Raw genomic sequence first — 20798 nt, 5'->3', positions numbered from 1 at the left:
ATGTCGCGATCAGGTGGGTGGCGTACTGCGGACCGAGCGCCCGCCTACCGGCCCACCTTTTTTTCCACATCCTGCAACCGGCGCTCGATGGCCTCGGTTTGCGCTTCCTGTTCCTTGATCGAGGTGGGGGTAATCACTTTGTCGACCACCTCGGTATCGGGGTCGGGGCGCTGGAGTATCGGGTCCGGCACTTGTTCACCTTGTTGCGCCTCTTCAGAGGACAGTGGACGCGGTACCTTGTCGCCAGCATGGGGGTGGTTGTCTTTCATCGGGCATCTCCAGAGTGAGCGGTGTCTTTCAGAAGAGCGCAGAGAACCGCGATAGTTTTATCTTTCTGAACAGTTGGTTTTGTCGAACAGGCGCAACGCTGGGCGGAAACCCGGTGCATTCGGTCTGCCTTGCCCCAGGCAGTGCTGTTACTTTTGCCGTCATGCGTGTAAATTCCCGCATGATTTGGACACTGCGTTGTGCGCTGGCCCAGGCAATGTGGCTGTGCCCTACCCCTCCATGCCAAGAACTGTTGCCTATCTCCCCCACCTGCCTCATGCCGGATGCACCCCATGCCCGAATTGTCGACTGACGAAATCATTCGTGCCGCCTTGCAGATCTCCCACACACGCTTACGCAAACAGCATGAACTGGTGGTCGGTTTTGGTGTGCAGTCGCTGAAGCTGACAGACCTCGATGAGCTTCTGGACCAGGCCTGTGAAATAGCCGCGAAAGGCATGGAGACGCCGTTCGCAAAGGTATTGCGGCCAGTGCCTGGCGAACCGCTGTTGGTGCTGGCCCATGGTGTAGGCTGGAAGGCCGCAGACATTGGTACTGCAACGGTAGGGGCCGACGAAGCCAGCCCGGCAGGTTATGCGTTCGCCACCAACCGCCCCGTCATCTCGAATCACCTGGGCGAGGAGCTGCGGTTCAGAACCCCCTCATTGCTCAGGGCCTATGGCATTGAACGTGCCATCAACGTTCCCGTCCGAGGGGTGACGGGCACGTTCGGCATTTTGGAGGCAGACAGCCGCGATGGCGACGATTTCATCGAAAGTGACGTCGTTTTCCTGGAAGGGCTGGCCAATATCATTTCCATGGCCATCGAGCGCCTTGCTGTTCAGTTCGAATCAAAAACCTCCCCTGCCTACTCAGAGAGCGTCCTCAATGCGAGCCCGGACTGCGTCAAGATCCTCTCAAGGGACGGCAGGGTAGAGTTTTTCAACGCAGCAGGCTTGTGCCGCATGCAGATTGACAGCCTGGACACCGTGTCAGGCCAGCCTTGGGTAAACCTGTGGCCGGAAGGCTCCAGGCCTGTGGTGGATAATGCACTCGCACGGGTTGCTGCGGGTGAGTCTGTGCGGTTCGAATCCTTCTGCCCAACCGCCAAGGGCGAACCAAGGTGGTGGGACGTGACAGCGGCCCCCATTCTCGACCCACAGGGCCACATCGACAAGATCATTGCCGTTTCCAGGGACATCACGGAACGCCACGAGCAGGAAGCCCGGCTAGAGGCCTTGATCGACGCGCAGAACGTAAAGCTGACTGAAAAGGGTTTACACCTGGAGGAAATCCACCATCGGGTTAAAAACAGCCTGCACCTGGTTAACACCCTGTTGATTTTGCAGGCCAACCTCTCGAACGAAGAAGCCGTCCAGTCCCAGCTGCAAATCGCAGCCAACCGTGTACTCACCATCGCAACCGTCCACGAACGCCTCTATCAGAATGCCTATTGCGAGGGCGTCAGCGCGTCGGAGTACTTGAGCGGGCTGGTTGGGGATATCGGCAAGGCCTTTGCAGAGCGCAAGATCGAGCTGGAGATCGAGGCATTCCAACTGTCGTCAGAACGGATGGCGCCGTTGGGGCTGGTAGTTTCGGAACTGGTTACCAACGCGCTGAAGTATGGCCGAGGCCTCATTACGGTCAACGTCACCCGCGATGGCAAGGATGCTGCAATCGTGGTCACCGATGAAGGTGACGGTTTTCCCGATTCCTACCCGAAACCCAGTGGAACGGGGTTGGGCATGCGGCTGGTGAAGAGCTATTCGGGCTATGGCGCGCAAGCCATCCGCATTGATGCTTCAGCCCCGCTCAGCACGATACGGGTGCGCTTCAAGCTCTAGCCCCGCCCCTCGGTTTTCGACAATTCGATCGAACCCATGGCACCGAATTCTGACCAAGCACTGCGAGGCCTGTATTTCGCGCTGCACGCGAAGCCGTCGAAACCACAGTAGGAGGAGGCAAGCCTTTCATGAGCGATCGCATCATCACACTGTTCACCGACACCACGCTGTTCGGTATCTCCATACTCAATTTGCTGCTGGCGATCACGGTCGCCGTACTCACCTTCCTGGTATCGAGGGCGGCAATCAGTTTTCTACTGCGCCGGGTCCAGCGCTGGTCAGAGCACTCCGGGGCGCTGAGTCACGTTGTGGCGAGGGTGCTGTCGGGCACCAGCAATTCCTTGCTGTTCCTCGCTTCACTGCTGGTAGGCCTGAGCATGCTGGACCTGCCTGAACGGTGGCTTAGCCGGGTGGGCAGCCTATGGTTCGTGGTAGCGGCCCTGCAGATCGGCTTGTGGGTGAACCGCGCCATCAGCCTGGGCCTGGACCGCTACTTCCTGCACAACGGCGCCGACGGCACCAGCCAGGGCAGTGCACTGGCGACACTGTCGGCCTGGGGCGCGCGCGTGTTGCTATGGTCGGTGGTGCTGCTGGCCATGCTGTCCAACCTGGGGGTGAACATTACCGCGTTCGTTGCCAGCCTGGGGGTGGGCGGTATTGCGGTTGCGCTGGCCGTGCAGAACATTCTGGGCGACCTGTTCGCCTCACTGTCGATTGCCGTGGACAAGCCCTTCGAAGTGGGGGATTTCATCGTCATAGGCCCGTTGGCGGGCACTGTGGAGCACGTTGGGCTGAAAACCACCCGCATCCGCAGCCTGGGCGGTGAACAGATCGTCATGGCCAATGCCAACATGATTGGCAGCACCATCCAGAACTACAAGCGCTTGCAGGAGCGACGCATCGTGTTCGAATTTGGCCTGTCGTACGACACCCCGACCGAGGCGGTGAAACAGGCGCCCGCCATTGTGGAAGAGGCGATCAAGGCTCAGCAACAGGTGCGCTTCGACCGTGCTCACTTGCGCGGGTTTGGCAAGGAAGCGTTGGAATTCGAGTGTGTGTATATCGTCAAGGACCCAGGCTACAACCTGTACATGGACATCCAGCAGGCCATCAACTTTCAACTGCTGGAAAAGTTCTCCAGCATCGGCGCCGCATTTGCCGTACCTGTGCGGGCCATCAAGGTGACTGCACTGCCGCAGGAGGCGACAGGATCCGGCAACGTGCGGGACAGGGAACAGACGCACACAGGGAACAGGGAGCGCGCGGCTTCATTCACCGCCAGGTGACAGGAGTGCCGGGGCGGCAATGGCCGCCTCGGCCGCGCACCTCAGTTTCAGCGCTGATCATCCTTCATCTGGCCACCTTGCTGCCCGGCGTGCCCACCTTGGCGGCCGGTTTCCTCGTCATCCATCTCTGCGGTGCCTGCGGCACCCCCTGCGCCAGTCCCCATCCCACCCTGACGACCCTGGTCAGAATTGGGTCTGGGGTTCTTCGTGATGTCCGGGCCGGGCATTTGCCCGCCTTGATGGCCAGTGTCGGGGCTACGATCACGGTCTTGGTCGGTGCCATGTGTGTCTGCCGTGCCGCCCTGAGTGCCTGGCATGTCTTGATTGTTAGCCATGGTGATTCACCTCATGTCTGCTACACAGATAAGCCTGTGTACACGTAGGACTGAGCGACGTTGCATTCAGCCGGCTTTTTTCACGCAATCCAGACCAAACGCATGAAGCACTCGCACGCGATATGCCTATGCACCAGCGCCCGTTGCGCTGGCTTAAAGGCCCCCGTTAATCCACGCTCCAATCGCTATGAACGCAAGAGGGACGCTGGCTCAGGCCTGGACCTGGCGCTCGGCGAACCGAATGCTGTCCCGCCCACCACGCTTGGACTGATACAGCGCCACATCACCCTGCTCAATCAGCGCCGCCAGGCTCACCGGCGCCTGGTCGAACACACTGGCCCCGATACTCAACGTCACCGCCTCTGTTGTAGGGACGGTCACACGCGCGTATTGCTGGAACTGCTCGCGCAGCATTCCCCCCAGCTCCAGCACCTGCTCATTACTCGCGCCACTCAGCAAAATGACGAACTCATCACCCCCAAGCCGCGCCGCCAACGAGCGCTCCGGAAGCACCGCACGGATCATCTCACTCAGGGCCACCAGTAACCGGTCCCCTGCGATGTGCCCATGCAGGTCATTGACCAACTTGAAGTTGTCGATATCAATCAACAGCAAAGCCCCTGGCCGCACGGCGCTTACATCCTTGAAAAATGGCCCTGCCCTCACCTCCAGCGCACGCCGGTTGTAGAGCGCAGTGAGCGGATCCCGCGCCGCCAGCCGGGCAATCCGCTCTTCGCGGCGGTAGCGCACCGTACCGGTCATGGACAAGGCAATCAGCATGATCGCCATGGCCCCCTCCACCAGCGAGACCTGGATGATCAGCCCACCAAAGGTGGCCAGGTCTATCAACGTTCCTGGCGCAATGGCGATGATGGCCTTGATCACGTAGAACAAACCATGAATCAGCAGCACATAGCGCAACTGCACAGCCCCCACGCTCAGCGACTGACCATGGGGCTGCAACAGTGAACTGGCCTTGAGCGTGAGCGACGCCACCAGCAACGAGTTGGCCATCAGCATCACCTTCGACCACTCCGGCCCGGCCGGCAGCATCAGCAACGCGAACCAGATCACCACGATCACCAGCCACGCCCGTGACACGCGGTCTTGGGTAAAGCGCAGCACACCCAGCAAAAACAACCCGTGGGCCACCACCAGCAAGCCGTTGGCGAACCAGATGCCAATGAACAACAGGCCGATGCCACGCATCAAGGCGAGGGTGCAGCCAACCGTGATGGTGGCGAAGCCCGCGCTCCAGTACAGCAATGATTGCTCGCGAACGCTGCGCCACTCGATGGCCAGGTAAAGCGCCGCCGCGGCAGCCAGGGCGATGGAAATCGTGAGCATGGTCGGTGGATCAAGCGCCATGAAAGGTGTGGCCCGTGTGAGTGGTGATGAAAGCGGCGATTGTATGCGCTCTGGATGGCTTTTCAGAGGGGGCCACCTGGCCGCACGCAAAGGTTTTTCGCGATTCTAGGCACCTTTCGGGGCATTGGCATGGCTATTTGCCATCAACCGGACGAACGCCTCGTTCTCGATCGGGCGGCTCAACAGAAAACCCTGCACTTCATGGCACTGATCGTCCCGCAGCATGGCCAGCTGCTCCGGCGTTTCCACCCCTTCGGCCGTGACCGTCATGCCCATTGCGTTGCCCAGGTTGATGATTGCCTGCACCACACTGCGATCGCTGCTGCGTTTGCCCAGCGCCTGTATGAAGCGCTTGTCGATCTTGATGCTGTCGAACGGGTAAGTACGCAAGTAGCCCAAGGATGAATAACCCGTACCAAAGTCATCCATGTTCAGGCGTACGCCCAGCTCCTTCAGCGCATTCATGGTGTGCAGGGCGCCTTCCACGTCGTTGAGCATCACGTTCTCGGTGATTTCCAGCTCCAGGCGGTGCGCCGGCAGCCCTGTGCTGCGCAGCGCCTCGGCAACGTCCCTTACCACATCGCTGCGGCTGAACTGGGCGGGCGACATGTTGACCGAAACCAGTATGTCCAGCGGCCAGGCTCGGGCCAGACCGCAGGCCTGATGCAGTACCCAGTTGCCCAGCAGCACGATCAGGTCCGACTCCTCGGCCAACGGGATGAAGCGGTCCGGCGCCAGCAAGCCAAGGCGCGGGTGGTGCCAGCGCACCAGCGCTTCGGCGGAGGCGACGGTTACCCCATCGACCTTGAAGCGTGGCTGAAAATGCAACCTCAATTCGCCGCGCGGGATGCCCTCGCGCAGTTCCTGTTCCAGCACGCGTTTGTCCAGCAGCGCGGTGTTCATCTGCGGCGAAAAATAGCGCCAAGTGTTCTTGCCCGCCTGCTTGGCACCGTACAGCGCCACGTCGGCGAAGCGAATCAGGTCGCTGGGGGTGCCAGGGTAATCGGCAGACAGCACGACCCCCAGGCTACCCCCGACCTGCACCCGGTGCTGGTCGATCGCCATCGGCCGCCTTAGCGCCTCGATGACGCGGGCGCAGAAGCGGTCGACCTCCTCGCGTGTGCCGGGCCCTGCCAACACCAGGACGAATTTGTCGCCCCCCAGGCGTGCCACCAGGTCGGTGCCCCGGGTTACCTGGCCGAGCCGGGCGGCGACTTCGATCAGCACCGCATCCCCTGCCGGGTGGCCCAGGCTGTCGTTGATGGGTTTGAAATTGTCCAGGTCCAGCATCAACACCGCCTGTGAAGCCTTGCCGGCGTCTTCCAGAAAACGGAACAACTTGTTGCGGTTGGGCAGCCCGGTCAGGGGGTCGTGCTGGGACAGATGCTGGATACGGGCGTGGGCCGTGACCTCGTCGGTGATGTCGGTGCAGGTGCCACGAAAGCCCTTGCAGATCGTGTGTTCGATGATAGCTTTGGCGGCTACCCGGCACTCGCGCCGCTGCCCGGCCTGGTCGTGGTACTGGCAACGCAAGCTGCCCGTGGCTTCGCTGGCGCCCAGGCCATGCAGCCAGGTTTCGACATGCCCGGTTTCGCAATCGAATAGCTCGCTGACGGGCTTTTGCAACCAGTGTTCTGCAGGGTGCCCGGTCAACTCGGCAAACCGTGGGGACAAGTAGGTCAGGTGCTGCTGGGCATCGGTTTCCCATATCCAGTCGGAGGCCGCTTCGGCCACGGCCTTGAAGCGCGCCTCACTGGCCTCGAGCGCCTGCTTGGACGCCGCCAGCTGCCGGTGGCTGCGGTCGATGCCGGCGCTGGTGCGCATGGCATAGCGGGCAAACAGCGCCATGATCAAGACGATGATCAGCACCGCCACGATCAAGGGGCCAAACACCGCGCGGATCAACGCGCTGCCAGGCTGCTCGATGTGCCAGGTCAGGCTGTGGCCGCTCGCCTCCAGCGGCAGGTGCCCTTTGCCTTTTGGTGGCTGGGCACCGGCAGTGACCGCAAACTCTGCCAGCCCGACAGATTGCCCGAGCTGGCCCAGAACCGCCGGCGCCAGCACCCGAATGAACACCAGCACGGTTTTAGGCGCCGGCAGGTGGTGAGAAAGCGTTGGTGGGCGAATGACTGCGGCGGTGAACAGCGCTGGCTGGCCGGCGAATACCAGGTAACCGGACGCCGGTTGCTGGCGCTGCACGGCCTCCCGTGCCTGCTGCAAGATACGGCCACTGCTGGCGCTGTACTGCTCCAGGCCCTGATCACTGAGGCGCCCGCGAACAACGGCGTAATGTGTACCGTCGTCATCGAGAACGAATACGCCCTCGTAGCCGTCCTCGGTAAACAGCGTTGCGCCGACGTTGTCTTCCTCGAACGCCCAATGCGGGTCTACCGCCACCACAAGGTGGTCGTAGGCCGCTTGCCAGGCCGCGTGGGTCCACAGGTAGCTGCGCTCGCTTTTCTGCAACTGCACCAGCGCAGATTCGGCGTGGAAGCGGCTTTGCACCAGCTCCCGCTCGTCCAGCCCCTGTGCGATGCGGTACAGCGACACCATGCCCAGCACCAGGGCCAGCAACAGCAGGCCGGAAAACGCCAGGATCAGCTGGCGAACCACGTGACTGCGCGGCGAATCATTGCCAAACGTTGCTTCCATTCCGTGAGCGCCTTTAGCCGAGGTCCACAGGGTTGACTCACAGCCCATCACGTTGATCGCAACAACTGACCACCGGCCTGCGCACTACACCCTTGCTGGCCGCTAAAGCACCCGCTTGATCAACGGTTCCAACCGGCTATAGCGTAGCCTGCGCAGCAATTTGCGCACGGGCTTGGGGTGATCGGCCTTGATACCCAGTTCATCTGCCGACCCGATAGCGGGGGCGACCCGGCGCAGTGCGGCCAGTTCCGCCTCCCGTGGCGCCAGCCACTGCCGCTGCGGGTCGTCGATCAGCAGGCCGTTTTCCAGGTCTAGGTTGAAGCCACGCGGGTTCAGGTTGTTGCCGGTCAGCAATGAGTAGCGTTGGTCTACCCACATGCCCTTGGCATGGAAGGTATGGCCGGGGTCGTTCCAGATGCGGATCTGCAACTGCCCACTGGCCAGGCACACGCGCCGGCGGCGGGCAAAGGCCCGCAGGTTGTCTTCATACAGGTAAGGCAACGCACCGCTCGCGCTGAACGGCTCCCCCGGGGCGATGTAGAAATCGTTGGCGGTACGGTCGCCCACGATCAGCTCCACCTCGACCCCCCGCGCCAGGGCCTGGTCGATTTCCCGCATCACCGCCCTGGGCGGGTTGAAATACGGGGTGCAGATGACGATGCGCTGCTGCGCCACGGCCAGCAACGCACACACCGTACGGTTCAAGGTATTGCCCCGGCCCACGCCAAGCAGCGGCACAACCCGCATGCCCTGCCCTGGGCGACTGGGTACAGCCTCATACACCAGCCGCCGAAGCCGCGCCCGCAGGCGGCGGATGTCGCTGCGCAGGCTGCCTGTGGCGGGCGGCTCGGGCAGGTCCAGACGCGGTGTGGCCACAGGGTGCAGCAGGCGCTGCACCAGGCCGGCCATGGCATCGGCAAGGGCCGGCGACTGGAACACGTGATAACGGTCCAGGCGATAGCGGTCAAAGTGGTGAAGGTAGACGTTATTCAGGCTGGCACCGGTGTACAGCACACAGTCGTCGATGATGCTGCCCTTGAGGTGCAACACCCCGAACAGCTCACGGGTTTGCACCGGCACGCCGTAAATCGGTACGTCCAGGCCCTGCAACTGGCGCTGGGCCTGATACCAGGCGGCATTGCCGGGTTGCCGCCCAGCACCCAGCAGGCCGCGCCGGGCGCGGAACCAGTCGACCACCACGGTGATGTCCAGCGCTGGCCTGGCGGCCTTGGCCCGGTACAGCGCATCGAGTACTGCCTGCCCCGCCTCGTCCTGCTGCAGGTACAGCGCCACGATGACAATGCGCCGCTCAGCGGCGGCGATACGCGCCAGCAGGCAGTCACGGTAGGCCCTTGCATCGGGCAGCACCTGTATCGCGTCGGGGGTCAGCTCAATGCCTGGCAGGTCAGCCAACAGGGTTTCAGGATTCACTTGCGGTCACCTTCGCGGCAAACTGTGCCCCAGCTTGCACAGGAATCGCGCAATGGTCCACCCCGCGTCGGAAAAACCGCAGCCCGGCACGTTGAAGACATTTGGTTTTCTGATCGTGCCCAACTTCACCACGATCGGCCTGGCATCGGCGGTGGAAACCTTGCGCATGGCCAACCTGGCGGCCCACCAGCCGGTGTTCCGCAGCGTGCTGCTCGCGGCAGACGACGCCCCGGTGGTTGCCAGCAACGGCATGCGCGTGCTCCCGGACTGCAGCATTGCCCGTGCCCCCGCACTCGATGCCGTACTGGTGGTTGGCCCCAACCCCATCGAACGCGGCCGTGCTACCCGGCCACTGGTACGCTGGCTGCAGCAACTGGCCCGGCAGCGTGTGCCATTGGGCGGCATCTGCACCGGCAGCTACCTGCTGGCCAAGGCAGGGTTGCTGGATGGCTACCGCTGCACCATCCACTGGGAAGACCTGCCGACACTACAAGCACACTTCCCCAGCATCATCATCTCCCAGCAGTTGTTCGAACTGGACCGCGACCGCTACACCTGCTCTGGCGGGGTGGCGGCGATCGACATGATGTTGCAACTGGTGGCCCGCGAACCCCAGGGCGTCGACATGGCGGCCAAAGCCGCCGAGCTGATGCTGTGCGACCGGGTACGCGGCGAGCGCGAGCCCCAGCGGGTGTCCCTGCGCACCCTGCTGGGTAGTGCACAACCCAGGCTCAGCCAGGTGGTGGCGCTCATGGAAGCCAACCTTGAGGAGCCCCTGGCAGTGGAAGAACTGGCCAGCCTCAGCCAGGTAACCGTGCGCCAGCTGGAGCGCCTGTTCAACCAGCACCTGCAACGCACGCCCAGCCAGTATTACCTGCAACTGCGCCTGGCCCGGGGGCGTCACCTGCTGCTGAACGGCGATGCCCCGGTGGGCGAGGTGGCGCTGGCTTGCGGGTTCAGCTCGCCGGCGCACTTTTCCAAGAGCTTCAGCCGCCTGTTCGGCGAATCACCCTCCGCGCAACGCCGCCGGGCCCGCCTCACCCCCGCGTGCGAATGATGTTGTGCTCGGGGCCATAGGGGAAGCCGGTAATGTTCTGCGCCCCGTCCTCGGTGACGATGAGGATGTCATGTTCGCGGTAGCCACCGGCCCCCGGCTGGCCCTGGGGCAGCATGATCATCGGTTCGATCGACACCACCATGCCCGGCTCCAGTACTGTTTCGATGTCTTCTCGGAATTCAAGCCCGGCCTCGCGCCCGTAGTAATGGCACAGCACGCCAAAGGAGTGGCCATAGCCGAACGTGCGGTACTGCAGCAGGCCGTGACGCAGGAAAATCTCGTTCAGCTCGTGGGCAATGTCGCAGCAGCGCACACCCGGGCGAACCAGCCGCTGACCCGCTTCGTGCACCTCCACATTCGCCTGCCATAGCCGCAGGTATTCATCCGGGCAGTGGTCGAGAAACACCGTACGCTCAAGCGCTGTGTAGTAGCCGCTGATCATCGGGAAGCAGTTCAGGCTGAGGATCTCGCCCTTGCCGACCCGGCGGCTGGTCACCGGGTTGTGCGCCCCATCGGTGTTGGGCCCGGACTGGAACAGCGTCCAGGTGTCCATCAGTTCGGCGTGCGGAAAACGCCGGGCAATCTCCCGCACCATGGCCTGGGTGGCCTGCTGCGCCACCTCGTATTCCGGCACCTGCTCGGCCAATGCCTCCAGCGCAGCGGCCGCGCCGACGTTGGCCACCTGCGCGCCCTGGCGGATCAGCGCCTGCTCCTCGGCTGACTTGACCAGCCGCAGGCGCATGCAGCCTGCGCTGATATCCAGCAACTCGGCATCGGGGTAGCACGCGGCCAGCTTGGCGTGGTTGACCCGGTTGAGGTGGTCGTCCTCCACCCCTATGCGGCTGGCACGTGGCAGCGCCTGGCGTACGGCAACGAAGAAGTTGTCCCGCTGCCAGTCGGTGTACACGATGTTGTCGGTGCCCACGGTGCGGCGCCAGGGTTGCCCACCGTCGATGTTGGCACTGATGCTGATCACCTGATCATGGGTCACCACCAGCGCATAGGGCCGACCGAACGAGCAGTACAGAAAATCGCTGTAGTAATTGACGTTGTGATACGAGGTGAACACCGCGGCATCGATGTGCTGCGCGGCCATCAGCGCCCGCAGGCTGGCGTGCCGGCGCGCATATTCCTGCGCACTGAACGTGGGTTCGGTTTTGCTGCCATTGCGGATTCGAAGGGTGCTGGGCAGTTGCATGTTCTGGCTTCCTTGTAATGGTGAGCACGCTGTTCAGGCCGGCCGCCCTGTGAGCCATTGCAGCAAAAAGGTGTGGTGCACGCTTGTATTCACCCGACCCGAAGTTGGCAGTAACCCCCTCCCCCGACGTGTCAGCACAGCTTTGCGAAAAAGACAGGCCGTTTCGATACAAGGCGCTTGACATATCAAGTAGCAAATATTCTCATTCGCTCCTTATTTTTCATTCGGAATAGCCTTCATGACGCACCCGGCCTCATCACGTAGTTTTGGCCATGCCCGCAGTCTGCTGGCCGCAGCCATCTGCCTGGCTACTCTGACGCCTGCGCAAGCTGCCGACGGCGGCAAGACGGCGCCAACCAATACCCCCGGTACCCTGGAGCTTGGCGCAACCGAGATCGTGAACACCCAGCTGGGCAGCGTTACAGAGGGCTCGGCGTCTTACACCACTGGCGCCATGGCGACTGCGACCAAGCTGCCAATGACCCTGCGTGAAACACCGCAGGCCACCACCGTCATCACCCGTCAGCGCATGGATGACCAGGGCATGACCAGCATCAACGATGTGGTGAAAAACACGCCGGGCCTGTTCCTCGATTTCTCCAGTGGCCCCGGCAGGCAAACCTACTCGGCCCGCGGCTTCGACATCGACAACCTGATGTATGACGGTATCCCCAGCGGTTACAGCGGCTGGACCGTGGGTTCGCAACCTAACCTGGCGATGTTCGACCGCGTGGAGATCGTGCGCGGCGCCACCGGCCTGGTGACCGGGGCCGGCAACCCCTCTGCGGCCATCAACCTTGTGCGCAAACGCCCCCTGGCAGAACAGAAACTCACCCTCACCGGCGCCGCCGGCAGCTGGGACGACTACCGCGGCGAACTGGATGCCTCCAGCCCGCTGAACGACAGCGGCACGCTGCGTGGCAGGGTAGTGGCCTCGTACCGTGACAATGGCAGCTTCGTGGACGATGTCGACGAGGACCATGGCCTGTTCTATGCCGTGACCGAGGCCGACCTGAGCGAAGACACCACCCTCACCCTCGGCTTCTCGCACCAGAAGGACAAGACCAATTATTTCTGGGGTGCCTCCATGGTTGGCCTGGATGGCCATCACCTGAACCTGCCACGCTCCTACAACCCTGGCACATCATGGGAAGACAAGGACCAGAACATAGACACCGTGTTTGCAGAACTGCGCCAGCGCCTGGCCAATGACTGGCAGTTGCAGGTCAACGCCAACTACAGCGACCAGCAGGCCACCTTTTCCGGGTCATACCTATCGCGGTGGGCTGAGGACCTGAGCCTGGCCCGAACGGTTTATCAGTCCAGGCATGACCAGAAGCAGGCCGGGGTGGACGCATTCGTAAGCGGCCCATTCGACGCATTTGGCCGTACGCACGAGTTGGTGGTGGGCGCCAGCCGACGCGTCGCCGACCTCAAGGAAAAAAACTATGCGCCTTATGACATGTACTGGCCGCTGGAGGCTGGCAAGCCTGATTTTCAACGCTCGGGCAGCAGCCGGGCAGTCACCACCCAGGACGGCGTCTACCTGACCACTCGCCTGAGCCTGGCCGACCCGCTGAAACTGATCCTGGGCGGCCGGCTGGACTGGTACGACTACGACAGCAAGGACGATTCGGCAGCCGATTACAAGGTCACCCGCAATGTGACCCGCTACGGCGGCCTGATCTACGAACTGGACGATCACCACTCGGTCTATGTCAGCTACAGCGATATCTTCAACCCGCAAAGCTACCAGGACACCGCTGGCAGCATCCTCAAGCCGGTGGTGGGCAAGAACTATGAAATCGGGCTGAAAGGCGAATACTTCGACGGTGCGTTGAACGCGAGCGTGGCGGTGTTCCGGGTAGACCAGGAGAACCGCGGCGTTCAGGTCACCGGGGCGGGCCTGGCAGGCTGCGCGGACCCCAACAACTGCTATGTGGCTTCCGGTGAAATCCGTAGCCAGGGTGTCGACTTCGAACTGCAGGGTGCACTGCTGCCCAATTGGCAGGTGGGCGCCGGTTATACCTATGCCCGTACGCACTACGTTAAAGACTCGTCCAACCCGCAAAACGAAAACCAGCGCTTCGACACCGACATGCCTGAACACCTGTTCAAGGTTTCGACCACCTACAGGTTCCAGGGCCCGTTGGAGAAGCTGCGCGTTGGGGGCAGCGTCTACTGGCAGAGCCGCATGTACAACGACTTCACGACGGCGACCGGGGCGAGCTACCGCCTGCAGCAAGGCAGCTACGCCACCACCGACCTGATGGCAGGGTACAAGGTCAACGAGCACCTGGACCTGCAGCTCAACGCCAACAATATTTTCGACCGCACCTATTACTCGGCGATTTCGAGTTCGGTGTATTACGGCGGGGATGTATACGGCGCGCCACGCAACCTGATGCTGACGGGGAAATACAGCTTCTGATGCTGCTGGGGCCGCTTTGCGGCCCCAACACCTCAGCTACCGCAGGTCAAAACGGTCCAGTTCCATCACCTTCTCCCACGCTGCAACAAAGTCCCGAACGAATTTGCCCTGCGCGTCGCTACTGCCATACACCTCGCTCAACGCCCGCAGCTGAGCATGGGAGCCAAACACCAGATCGACCCGGCTGGCCGTCCACTTCACCTGCCCGGTGGTGCGGTCGCGGCCCTCGAAGGCTTCGTTGTCCGCAGAGGTTGGTTTCCACTCCACCCCCATGTCCAGCAGGTTGCGGAAGAAATCATTGCTCAGCACGCCGACCTTGTCGGTGAACACCCCTTGAGTACTGCCAGCGTGGTTGGCCCCCAGCACCCGCAAACCGCCCACCAGCACAGTCAGTTCCGGCGCTGTAAGCGTCAACAGTTGTGCCCTGTCCAGTAGTAGCTTCTCGGCCTTGACGCTGTAGCGGGCCTTGAGAAAGTTGCGCAGGCCATCAGCCACCGGCTCCAGCACGGCGAACGACTCCACATCTGTCTGCGCCTGCGAAGCATCAGCGCGCCCGGGGCGGAAGGCCACGGTCACACTGTGGCCAGCGTCAGCCGCCGCCTTCTCCACCGCTGCTACGCCCGCCAGCACGATCAGGTCTGCCAGCGACACCTGCTTGGCGCCGGCATTGAATTCGGCCCGCACCGTTTCCAGCGCTGCCAGCACCTTGTCGGTGCCCTGGTTCACTGGCCAGTCTTTCTGTGGAGCCAGGCGCAAGCGCCCGCCGTTGGCGCCACCACGCTTGTCCGAACCGCGGAACGTGGAGGCCGCCGCCCAGGCAGTGGCCACCAGGTCCCCGACCGCTAGGCCGCTGGCCAGTATTCGGGTTTTCAACGCAGCGATGTCCTGCGCATCGATCAGCGGGTAGTCCACCTTGGGGATGGGGTCTTGCCAGAGCAGCTCTTCGGCAGGCATTTCCGGGCCCAGGTAACGCGCCAGCGGCCCCATGTCCCGGTGGATCAGTTTGTACCAGGCGCGGGCGAAAGCGTCCGCCAGCTGGTCAGGGTTGTCCTTGAAGCGCCGGGCAATAGGCTCGTACACGGGGTCGAAGCGCAGGGCCAGGTCCGAGGTGAGCATCATCGGCGCGTGCCGCTTCGCCGGGTCGTGGGCGTCGGGCACAGTGCCGGCGCCCTTGCCATCTTTCGGCCGCCACTGGTGCGCGCCTGCCGGGCTCTTGGTCAGTTCCCAGTCGAAGGCGAACAGGTTGGTGAGGTACTCGTTACTCCACTTGGTTGGGGTGGACGTCCACGTCACCTCCAGGCCGCTGGTGATGGCATCGCCGCCCTTGCCGGTGCCGAACGTACTGGCCCAACCGAAGCCTTGCTGCTCCAGGCCCGCAGCTTCGGGCTCGGCCCCGACGTTGTCGGCTGGGCCGGCGCCATGGGTCTTGCCGAAAGCATGGCCGCCTGCGATCAGTGCCACGGTTTCTTCATCGTTCATGGCCATGCGGCCAAACGTTTCACGGATATCACGGCCTGAGGCGACCGGGTCGGGGTTACCCTCGGGGCCTTCCGGGTTGACGTAGATAAGCCCCATCTGGACGGCGGCCAGGGGGTTCTCAAGGTTGCGCTCACCCCCTAGGTTGCGGCTCTGTTCTTCGCCGTGCTTGGCCGGCTCGGCCACCAGGTCGCCCTCCCCGGGGGGTTGGGCCTTGGCCTGCTCCTTGCCGTAGCGGGTGTCGCCGCCCAGCCAGACCTTTTCCGAGCCCCAGTACACATCTTCGTCTGGCTCCCACACGTCCGCACGGCCACCGGAAAACCCGAAGGTCTTGAAGCCCATCGATTCGAGGGCGACGTTGCCGGTGAGTACGATCAGGTCGGCCCAGGAGATCTTGTTGCCGTATTTTTGCTTGATTGGCCACAGCAGGCGCCGGGCCTTGTCCAGGCTGACGTTGTCGGGCCAGCTGTTGAGCGGCGCAAAGCGCTGCTGGCCAGAGCCCGCACCCCCGCGGCCATCGCCGGTGCGGTAGGTCCCGGCGCTGTGCCAGGCCATGCGGATGAACAGCGGCCCGTAGTGGCCGAAGTCGGCCGGCCACCAGGCCTGCGAGTCGGTCATCAGCGCTGTCAGGTCGGCCTTCAGCGCCTGGAAATCCAGGCTCTTGAATGCCTTGGCATAATCGAAATCAGCGCCCATGGGGTCAGACAGGGACGCGTGTTGGTGAAGTATTCTCAGGTTCAGCTGGTCCGGCCACCAATCACGGTTGGTGGTGCCGCCACCGGCGGTTTGATGGAACGGGCATTTCGGTTCGTTCGACATCTGCGGATACCTTCAGGTCGGTTGTCCAGATTCCCACCCGAAAGCCTAGCCGAGGCCGTGCAGAGGTCTAATAGAATGGCTATTGCGGGGCGATAGCCTGACGCTCTCGACTACTTGCCCCGCTGCATCCAGGCCGCCCCCAGGCCGCTGATACAGATGACCATGATGCCCACCAGGCTAAGGGTGTCGGGTACCTGGCTGTAGAACAGCACCCCAAGCAGGCCGGCGAACACGATCTGGCAGTAGCTGAAGGGCGCCAGCAGCGCCGGCGCTGCGAACCGGAACGCCTGGGTCAGCAGCAAGTGGGCGGTCATGCCGAAGCCGCCCAGGGCCAGCATCAGCAGCGCATGGTCCCACCGGGGCGTCTCCCAGAAGAACGGCACCAGGGCACTCATTGCCAGTGTATTGCACAGCCCTGCGTAGAAGTTGCTGGTGGTGGGGCTGTCGTGCGCCGCCAGAATGCGCGTGAGCAACTGGTAGAAGCAAAAGCCCAACGCTGAACCGAACGGGAACAGGATGGCCGGGGTAAACATGGCCCCGCCCGGGTGCACCACCACCAGTACGCCGATGAAGCCCAACACCACGGCCACCCACTGCCCTACCGTTACCCGCTCCTTGAGCAGGGGTGCCGACAACGCGGTGACCAGCACCGGGGCGAGGAAGTTGACCGCCGTGGCCTCGGCCAATGGCAGGTACTGCAAGCCAGTGGTGAACAGCAGGCTGGTACTGAGCAGGCTGAGGGCGCGCAGGGTCTGCAGCACCGGGCGGCGCGTACGCAGCACATTGAGGCCCGACTTGGGCAGGAAGATGCCGGCCATCAACAGGGTGTGCACCACATAGCGGGCCCACACCACCATGACGATCGGATAAAGGCCGCCGAGAAACTTGGACAGTGCGTCGTGACTGGCAAACAGGAACGTGGCCCCGACCACCAGCGCGATGCCGCGCAGGGGTTGGTTGACGCCGGACAGCGGGGTGCTGGAACTCATGGCTCTCTCGATGGGGGCGCCACACCAGGTGGCGCCGTTTGAATGCCGCGCGGGCAATGCCGTGCGGGGGCAGCACTGGGATTCTAGAAGAGATGCGCGACCAGAAGGAAGTTCAATCGCCGCCTGGGCCGGCTCAGGTCAATTTGTGTGCGTTAATCGACCACTTTGCCGCCTGCCGGCGTGGCCCGTGGCCTGCCTATCGCTCACCATCGGGCAGGCACCCAGTGTTCATACAAGGATTCTTCAATGCACACGCTCACCACTCACAACGGGCTGGCCCTGCCGGCAGTCGGCCTGGGAACCTGGCCGATGACAGGCACCGCCTGCACCCAGGCGGTTGTTCAAGCGCTGGAGTTGGGCTACCGGCACATCGATACCGCGACCGCCTACGAAAACGAGGCAGATGTGGGTGCGGCACTGCGCGCCAGCCACGTGCCGCGCGAGCAGATCCACCTGACCACCAAGGTGTGGTGGGACAGCCTGTCGCCCAAGGCGATGCGCCAGTCGCTCGAAGCCAGCTTGCGGGCGCTGGGCACCGAGCACGTGGACCTGTTCCACATCCACTGGCCGGGCAAGGACTGGGACCTGGCGCGCAGCATCGAAACCCTGGTGGCGCTGCGCGAAGAGGGCAAGGCGCGCCACATCGGGGTGGCCAATTTCCCTCTGGGCCTGCTACGCCAGGTGATCGAGACGTTGGGTGCGCCGCTGTCGGCCATCCAGGTGGAATACCACGTTTTGCTCGGCCAGCAGGCGCTGCTGGACTACGCCCGCAGCAACGACTTGCTGCTCACCGCCTATACCCCGCTGGCCCGCGGCCAGGCGGCAGCACAACCGGCCATCCAGGCTATCGCCCGCAAGCACGGGGTGCTGCCCAGCCAAGTGGCGCTGAAGTGGCTGCTGGACCAGGACGGGGTGGCGGTGATTCCGAAGGCCAGCAGCCGCGAAAACCAGCTGGCCAACCTGGGCTCACTGCAGGTCCAGCTCGATGACGAAGACCGGGCGGCAATCGCCGCACTGCCCAAGGACCAGCGCGTGGTCAGCCCAGCGTTCGCGCCGGACTGGAACAGCTAAGCGGCACGCTGGCGCTCAGGCGGGTTGTGGCGAGCCCGCCACGTCAATGTGCTTCAAACGCTCGCTGGCAGGCACGGGCCGGCCATACAGGTAGCCCTGCAAGTGCGAACAGCCCTCGGCCGCCAGCCGCTTGCGCTGCTCTTCCGACTCGACGCCTTCGGCTGTGGTCTTGATCATCAGGCTGTTGGACAGGCCAGTAATGGCGCGGATGATCGACATGGCCTCGGGGCTGTCGCACATGTCATGCACGAACGACTTGTCGATCTTGATCCGATCAAACGGGAACGATCGCAGGTAACCCAGCGAAGAGTACCCCGTGCCGAAGTCGTCCAGCGAAATGGACACGCCCAGGTCTTTCAGCGCCCGCAGCACACGCACGTTCTCGTCGCTGTTGCCCAGCAGCACCGACTCGGTGATCTCCAGCTCCAGGCGCTGCGCCGGCAGGCCTGAGTCCGCCAGCGCCAACGCCACAGTGTGCACCAGGTTGGCGTTCTTGAACTGCACGGGCGACAGGTTTACCGATACCGTCTGCTCGCTGTCCCAGCGCACTGCTTCCTGGCAGGCCAGGTTCAGCGCCCGTGTGCCCAGCTCATGGATCAGCCCGGTTTCTTCGGCAATGGGTATGAAGTCCATTGGCATCACCATACCGCGCGTTGGGTGCAACCAGCGCAGCAATGCCTCGTAGCCTGTCACGCTGCTGGTCAGCTGATCCACCACGGGTTGGTAGTGCAGCTGCAACTGGCCCAAGTGCAAGGCCGTGCGCAGGTCGGTTTCCACCAAGCGACGCTGACGCGCCGCTACATCCAGCTGCACGGCGAAACACTCATAACGGTTACGCCCGTTGCGCTTCGCCTCATACAGCGCCATGTCGGCGTAGCCGAGCAACTGGTCAGCGTGCTGGTGATCATCCGGCGCGATGGCAACGCCGATGCTCACCCCCACACTGAACTGGTGCCCTTCGATCTGAAACGGCGGCGTGATCGCATTGATCAGGCGCTGGGCAGTATTGTGAGCGGCCTCACGGCTATCCAGGCCGGTGAGCACGATGGCGAACTCATCACCCCCCAGGCGCGCCAGGGTGTCGCGCTCGCGCAACTCTCGGCGCAGGCGCTTGCTCAAGACCCGCAGCAGTTTGTCGCCAAAGGCATGGCCCAGCGAGTCGTTGATGTTCTTGAAGTGGTCCAGATCCAGGCACAGGGCAGCCGTCAGCTTACCCGCCTCGCCACCGCGCAGCAGTGCCTGGCCCAGCCGTTGGCTGAACAGGGTGCGGTTGGGCAGCCCGGTCAGCGCATCATGATGAGCCATGTGGTGAATCTGGGCATGGGCTGCCAGCTGCTCGGTGGCGTCTTCGGCCACGAACAGCACGTAGTCGGCCTGCCCTTCCCGGTTCTGGCTAAGCAGCGTACGGCTGCGCAACATGCGTGGGCCACAGGCGGTATCAACCCGGGTTTCAGCCGCATGCCCTTTGGTGCTGCGGGCACCACGCGCCAGCTGTTGCTGCACGTAGGCCGCAGCGCCAGGTGCCAGGCATTCTGCTGGCAACTGCCCGACCATGGGCTGTTGCGGCACGGCGAACAGGCGCCGGGCCTGCTGGTTGGCCAGCAGAATACGCTGGCTCTCCAGCCCCAGCACCATGACACTGGCGGGGATATTGGCGATGACCGAGTCAAGAAACTGCGAGAGCCTGGCCATCTCCTGGCTGTATTGCTCGGCCAGCTCCTTGGCCTGCAGCAACGCCTGCTCTTGCTGGTAGCGCTCGGTAATGTCGCGGGTGACCTTGGCAAACCCGACGAGGTTGCCTTCATCGTCATACACCGCGTCGATGACCACATGCGCCCGGAAGGCGCTGCCGTCCTTGCGCAGGCGCAGCCCGGTTTCTTCGAAACGCCCGGTGCTGCGGGCCTGGGCCAGGTTATGCGCGGGTGCGCCGGCGCGGCGTTCGGCTTCGGTGTAGAACAATGAGTAATGCTGGCCGACGATCTCATCGGCGCTATACCCTTTGGCGCGCTGCGCGCCGGGGTTCCAATTGGCGACGAGGCCCTCGGGTGTGAGCATGTAGATGGCGTAGTCGACCACGCTCTGGATCAGCAGCCGGTACATGGCGTCGGGGCTTGCGGCTAGCGGCATGGGTTTTTACCTGGGCCTGGGGAGGCGAGCGTTGACTGGCGGCAGGGCCGGCCTTTGATCAATGATGGCATTATGCCGCTAATGAAGGTTTTGTGAAGGGTGGTGGCCATTTGGCCTGCCGAGCGGCGGGTTGCGTTGAGTGGTGGTGGGGGCCTGACAGTGTCAACCATGTGCCCGTAGACGTGTCCACCCTGTGTCCGGTCTGTATAGCCACGACAAAAAGTTTTCCGCCTTGAACGCTGAGTTGTGAACTTATTCAGTGTAGGCGCGGACACCGCGCAAATATTCATTCGCGCAAGTGGCGCTTAGTCACCTTTCCGCCCTTACGGCGGGTTACTTTGGTCACGGCCAAAGTAACCAAAGCCGCCCCGCTCCCGTCATCCGGCCCCTACGCTACGCTCCGGGGTTCCCTCGCTCCGGGCTTGCTCCCGGGAGGACCGCGCCGAA

The 20798-nt window shown here is 63.1% G+C and carries 14 protein-coding genes; 5 read left to right on the top strand and 9 right to left on the bottom strand.

What is annotated here, in order from left to right:
* Positions 1-44 precede the first annotated feature (44 nt).
* On the bottom strand, positions 45-269 hold the full coding sequence (locus IAE36_RS18080; RefSeq protein WP_028634315.1) for a hypothetical protein: 225 nt from the start codon (positions 267-269) through the stop codon (positions 45-47).
* Positions 270-560: 291 nt separating this feature from the next.
* Between IAE36_RS18080 and IAE36_RS18075 the strand changes: the two genes are divergently transcribed.
* Both IAE36_RS18075 and IAE36_RS18070 read left to right on the top strand, forming a co-directional pair.
* Positions 561-2111: a sensor histidine kinase gene (locus tag IAE36_RS18075; protein WP_201213866.1), complete on the top strand. Its 1551-nt coding sequence runs from the start codon at positions 561-563 to the stop codon at positions 2109-2111.
* Positions 2112-2239: 128 nt separating this feature from the next.
* Positions 2240-3397: a mechanosensitive ion channel family protein gene (locus tag IAE36_RS18070; protein WP_201213865.1), complete on the top strand. Its 1158-nt coding sequence runs from the start codon at positions 2240-2242 to the stop codon at positions 3395-3397.
* 47 nt (positions 3398-3444) lie between these two features.
* Here the strand turns inward: IAE36_RS18070 and IAE36_RS18065 are convergent, their stop codons facing one another.
* The 4 genes from IAE36_RS18065 to pssA form a co-directional block, all read right to left on the bottom strand.
* On the bottom strand, positions 3445-3732 hold the full coding sequence (locus tag IAE36_RS18065; RefSeq protein ID WP_201213864.1) for a hypothetical protein: 288 nt from the start codon (positions 3730-3732) through the stop codon (positions 3445-3447).
* 210 nt (positions 3733-3942) lie between these two features.
* Entirely contained in the window at positions 3943-5079 is a 1137-nt protein-coding gene (locus IAE36_RS18060; RefSeq protein ID WP_236409014.1) for a GGDEF domain-containing protein, read from the bottom strand.
* A 126-nt stretch (positions 5080-5205) separates the two neighbouring features.
* The gene (locus IAE36_RS18055; RefSeq protein ID WP_201213861.1) at positions 5206-7752 is read right to left on the bottom strand and encodes a bifunctional diguanylate cyclase/phosphodiesterase; all 2547 of its coding nucleotides are present in this window, start codon (positions 7750-7752) and stop codon (positions 5206-5208) included.
* Between the two features lie 102 nt (positions 7753-7854).
* Complete coding sequence (gene pssA, locus IAE36_RS18050) at positions 7855-9183, bottom strand: CDP-diacylglycerol--serine O-phosphatidyltransferase (RefSeq protein ID WP_201213858.1); 1329 nt, start codon at positions 9181-9183, stop codon at positions 7855-7857.
* Positions 9184-9235: 52 nt separating this feature from the next.
* Here pssA and IAE36_RS18045 point away from each other — a divergent pair, with 52 nt between their 5' ends.
* Positions 9236-10240, top strand: a complete 1005-nt coding sequence (locus IAE36_RS18045; RefSeq protein ID WP_201213856.1) for a GlxA family transcriptional regulator — start codon at positions 9236-9238, stop codon at positions 10238-10240.
* Here IAE36_RS18045 and IAE36_RS18040 read toward each other — a convergent pair.
* Positions 10221-11438 (bottom strand): aminopeptidase P family protein, encoded by a 1218-nt coding sequence (locus IAE36_RS18040; RefSeq protein ID WP_201213854.1) that lies wholly within the window; start codon positions 11436-11438, stop codon positions 10221-10223. The genes IAE36_RS18045 and IAE36_RS18040 overlap by 20 nt on opposite strands.
* A 238-nt stretch (positions 11439-11676) precedes the next feature.
* Here IAE36_RS18040 and IAE36_RS18035 point away from each other — a divergent pair, with 238 nt between their 5' ends.
* Complete coding sequence (locus tag IAE36_RS18035) at positions 11677-13869, top strand: TonB-dependent siderophore receptor (RefSeq protein WP_201213853.1); 2193 nt, start codon at positions 11677-11679, stop codon at positions 13867-13869.
* Positions 13870-13905: 36 nt separating this feature from the next.
* Here IAE36_RS18035 and katG read toward each other — a convergent pair whose 3' ends face one another.
* Positions 13906-16164 (bottom strand): catalase/peroxidase HPI, encoded by a 2259-nt coding sequence (gene katG / locus IAE36_RS18030; protein WP_201213852.1) that lies wholly within the window; start codon positions 16162-16164, stop codon positions 13906-13908.
* A 110-nt stretch (positions 16165-16274) separates the two neighbouring features.
* Positions 16275-17153 carry a DMT family transporter gene (locus IAE36_RS18025; protein WP_201213851.1) on the bottom strand — a complete coding sequence of 293 codons (879 nt, stop codon included), beginning with the start codon at positions 17151-17153 and terminating at the stop codon, positions 16275-16277.
* A gap of 246 nt (positions 17154-17399) precedes the next feature.
* Here IAE36_RS18025 and IAE36_RS18020 point away from each other — a divergent pair, with 246 nt between their 5' ends.
* The gene (locus IAE36_RS18020; RefSeq protein ID WP_060481821.1) at positions 17400-18224 is read left to right on the top strand and encodes an aldo/keto reductase; all 825 of its coding nucleotides are present in this window, start codon (positions 17400-17402) and stop codon (positions 18222-18224) included.
* Positions 18225-18239: 15 nt separating this feature from the next.
* Here the strand turns inward: IAE36_RS18020 and IAE36_RS18015 are convergent, their stop codons facing one another.
* A complete protein-coding gene (locus tag IAE36_RS18015) occupies positions 18240-20351 on the bottom strand; it encodes a putative bifunctional diguanylate cyclase/phosphodiesterase (RefSeq protein ID WP_201213850.1) in 2112 nt (703 codons plus the stop codon).
* Positions 20352-20798: the final 447 nt, after the last annotated feature.

This window comes from Pseudomonas sp. S36 (genome assembly GCF_016647875.1).
GTDB classification, from domain to species: Bacteria; Pseudomonadota; Gammaproteobacteria; order Pseudomonadales; family Pseudomonadaceae; genus Aquipseudomonas; species Aquipseudomonas parafulva.
Note: the sequence above shows the minus strand (reverse complement) of the source record. Positions and strands in the feature narration are given on the sequence as shown.

Coding starts and splice junctions, on each gene's coding strand:
- IAE36_RS18080 (WP_028634315.1), bottom strand. CDS start 269: ATGAAAGACAACCACCCCCATGCTGGCGACAAGGTACCGCGTCCACTG.
- IAE36_RS18075 (WP_201213866.1), top strand. CDS start 561: ATGCCCGAATTGTCGACTGACGAAATCATTCGTGCCGCCTTGCAGATC.
- IAE36_RS18070 (WP_201213865.1), top strand. CDS start 2,240: ATGAGCGATCGCATCATCACACTGTTCACCGACACCACGCTGTTCGGT.
- IAE36_RS18065 (WP_201213864.1), bottom strand. CDS start 3,732: ATGGCTAACAATCAAGACATGCCAGGCACTCAGGGCGGCACGGCAGAC.
- IAE36_RS18060 (WP_236409014.1), bottom strand. CDS start 5,079: ATGCTCACGATTTCCATCGCCCTGGCTGCCGCGGCGGCGCTTTACCTG.
- IAE36_RS18055 (WP_201213861.1), bottom strand. CDS start 7,752: ATGGAAGCAACGTTTGGCAATGATTCGCCGCGCAGTCACGTGGTTCGC.
- IAE36_RS18045 (WP_201213856.1), top strand. CDS start 9,236: ATGGTCCACCCCGCGTCGGAAAAACCGCAGCCCGGCACGTTGAAGACA.
- IAE36_RS18040 (WP_201213854.1), bottom strand. CDS start 11,438: ATGCAACTGCCCAGCACCCTTCGAATCCGCAATGGCAGCAAAACCGAA.
- IAE36_RS18035 (WP_201213853.1), top strand. CDS start 11,677: ATGACGCACCCGGCCTCATCACGTAGTTTTGGCCATGCCCGCAGTCTG.
- katG (WP_201213852.1), bottom strand. CDS start 16,164: ATGTCGAACGAACCGAAATGCCCGTTCCATCAAACCGCCGGTGGCGGC.
- IAE36_RS18025 (WP_201213851.1), bottom strand. CDS start 17,153: ATGAGTTCCAGCACCCCGCTGTCCGGCGTCAACCAACCCCTGCGCGGC.
- IAE36_RS18020 (WP_060481821.1), top strand. CDS start 17,400: ATGCACACGCTCACCACTCACAACGGGCTGGCCCTGCCGGCAGTCGGC.
- IAE36_RS18015 (WP_201213850.1), bottom strand. CDS start 20,351: ATGCCGCTAGCCGCAAGCCCCGACGCCATGTACCGGCTGCTGATCCAG.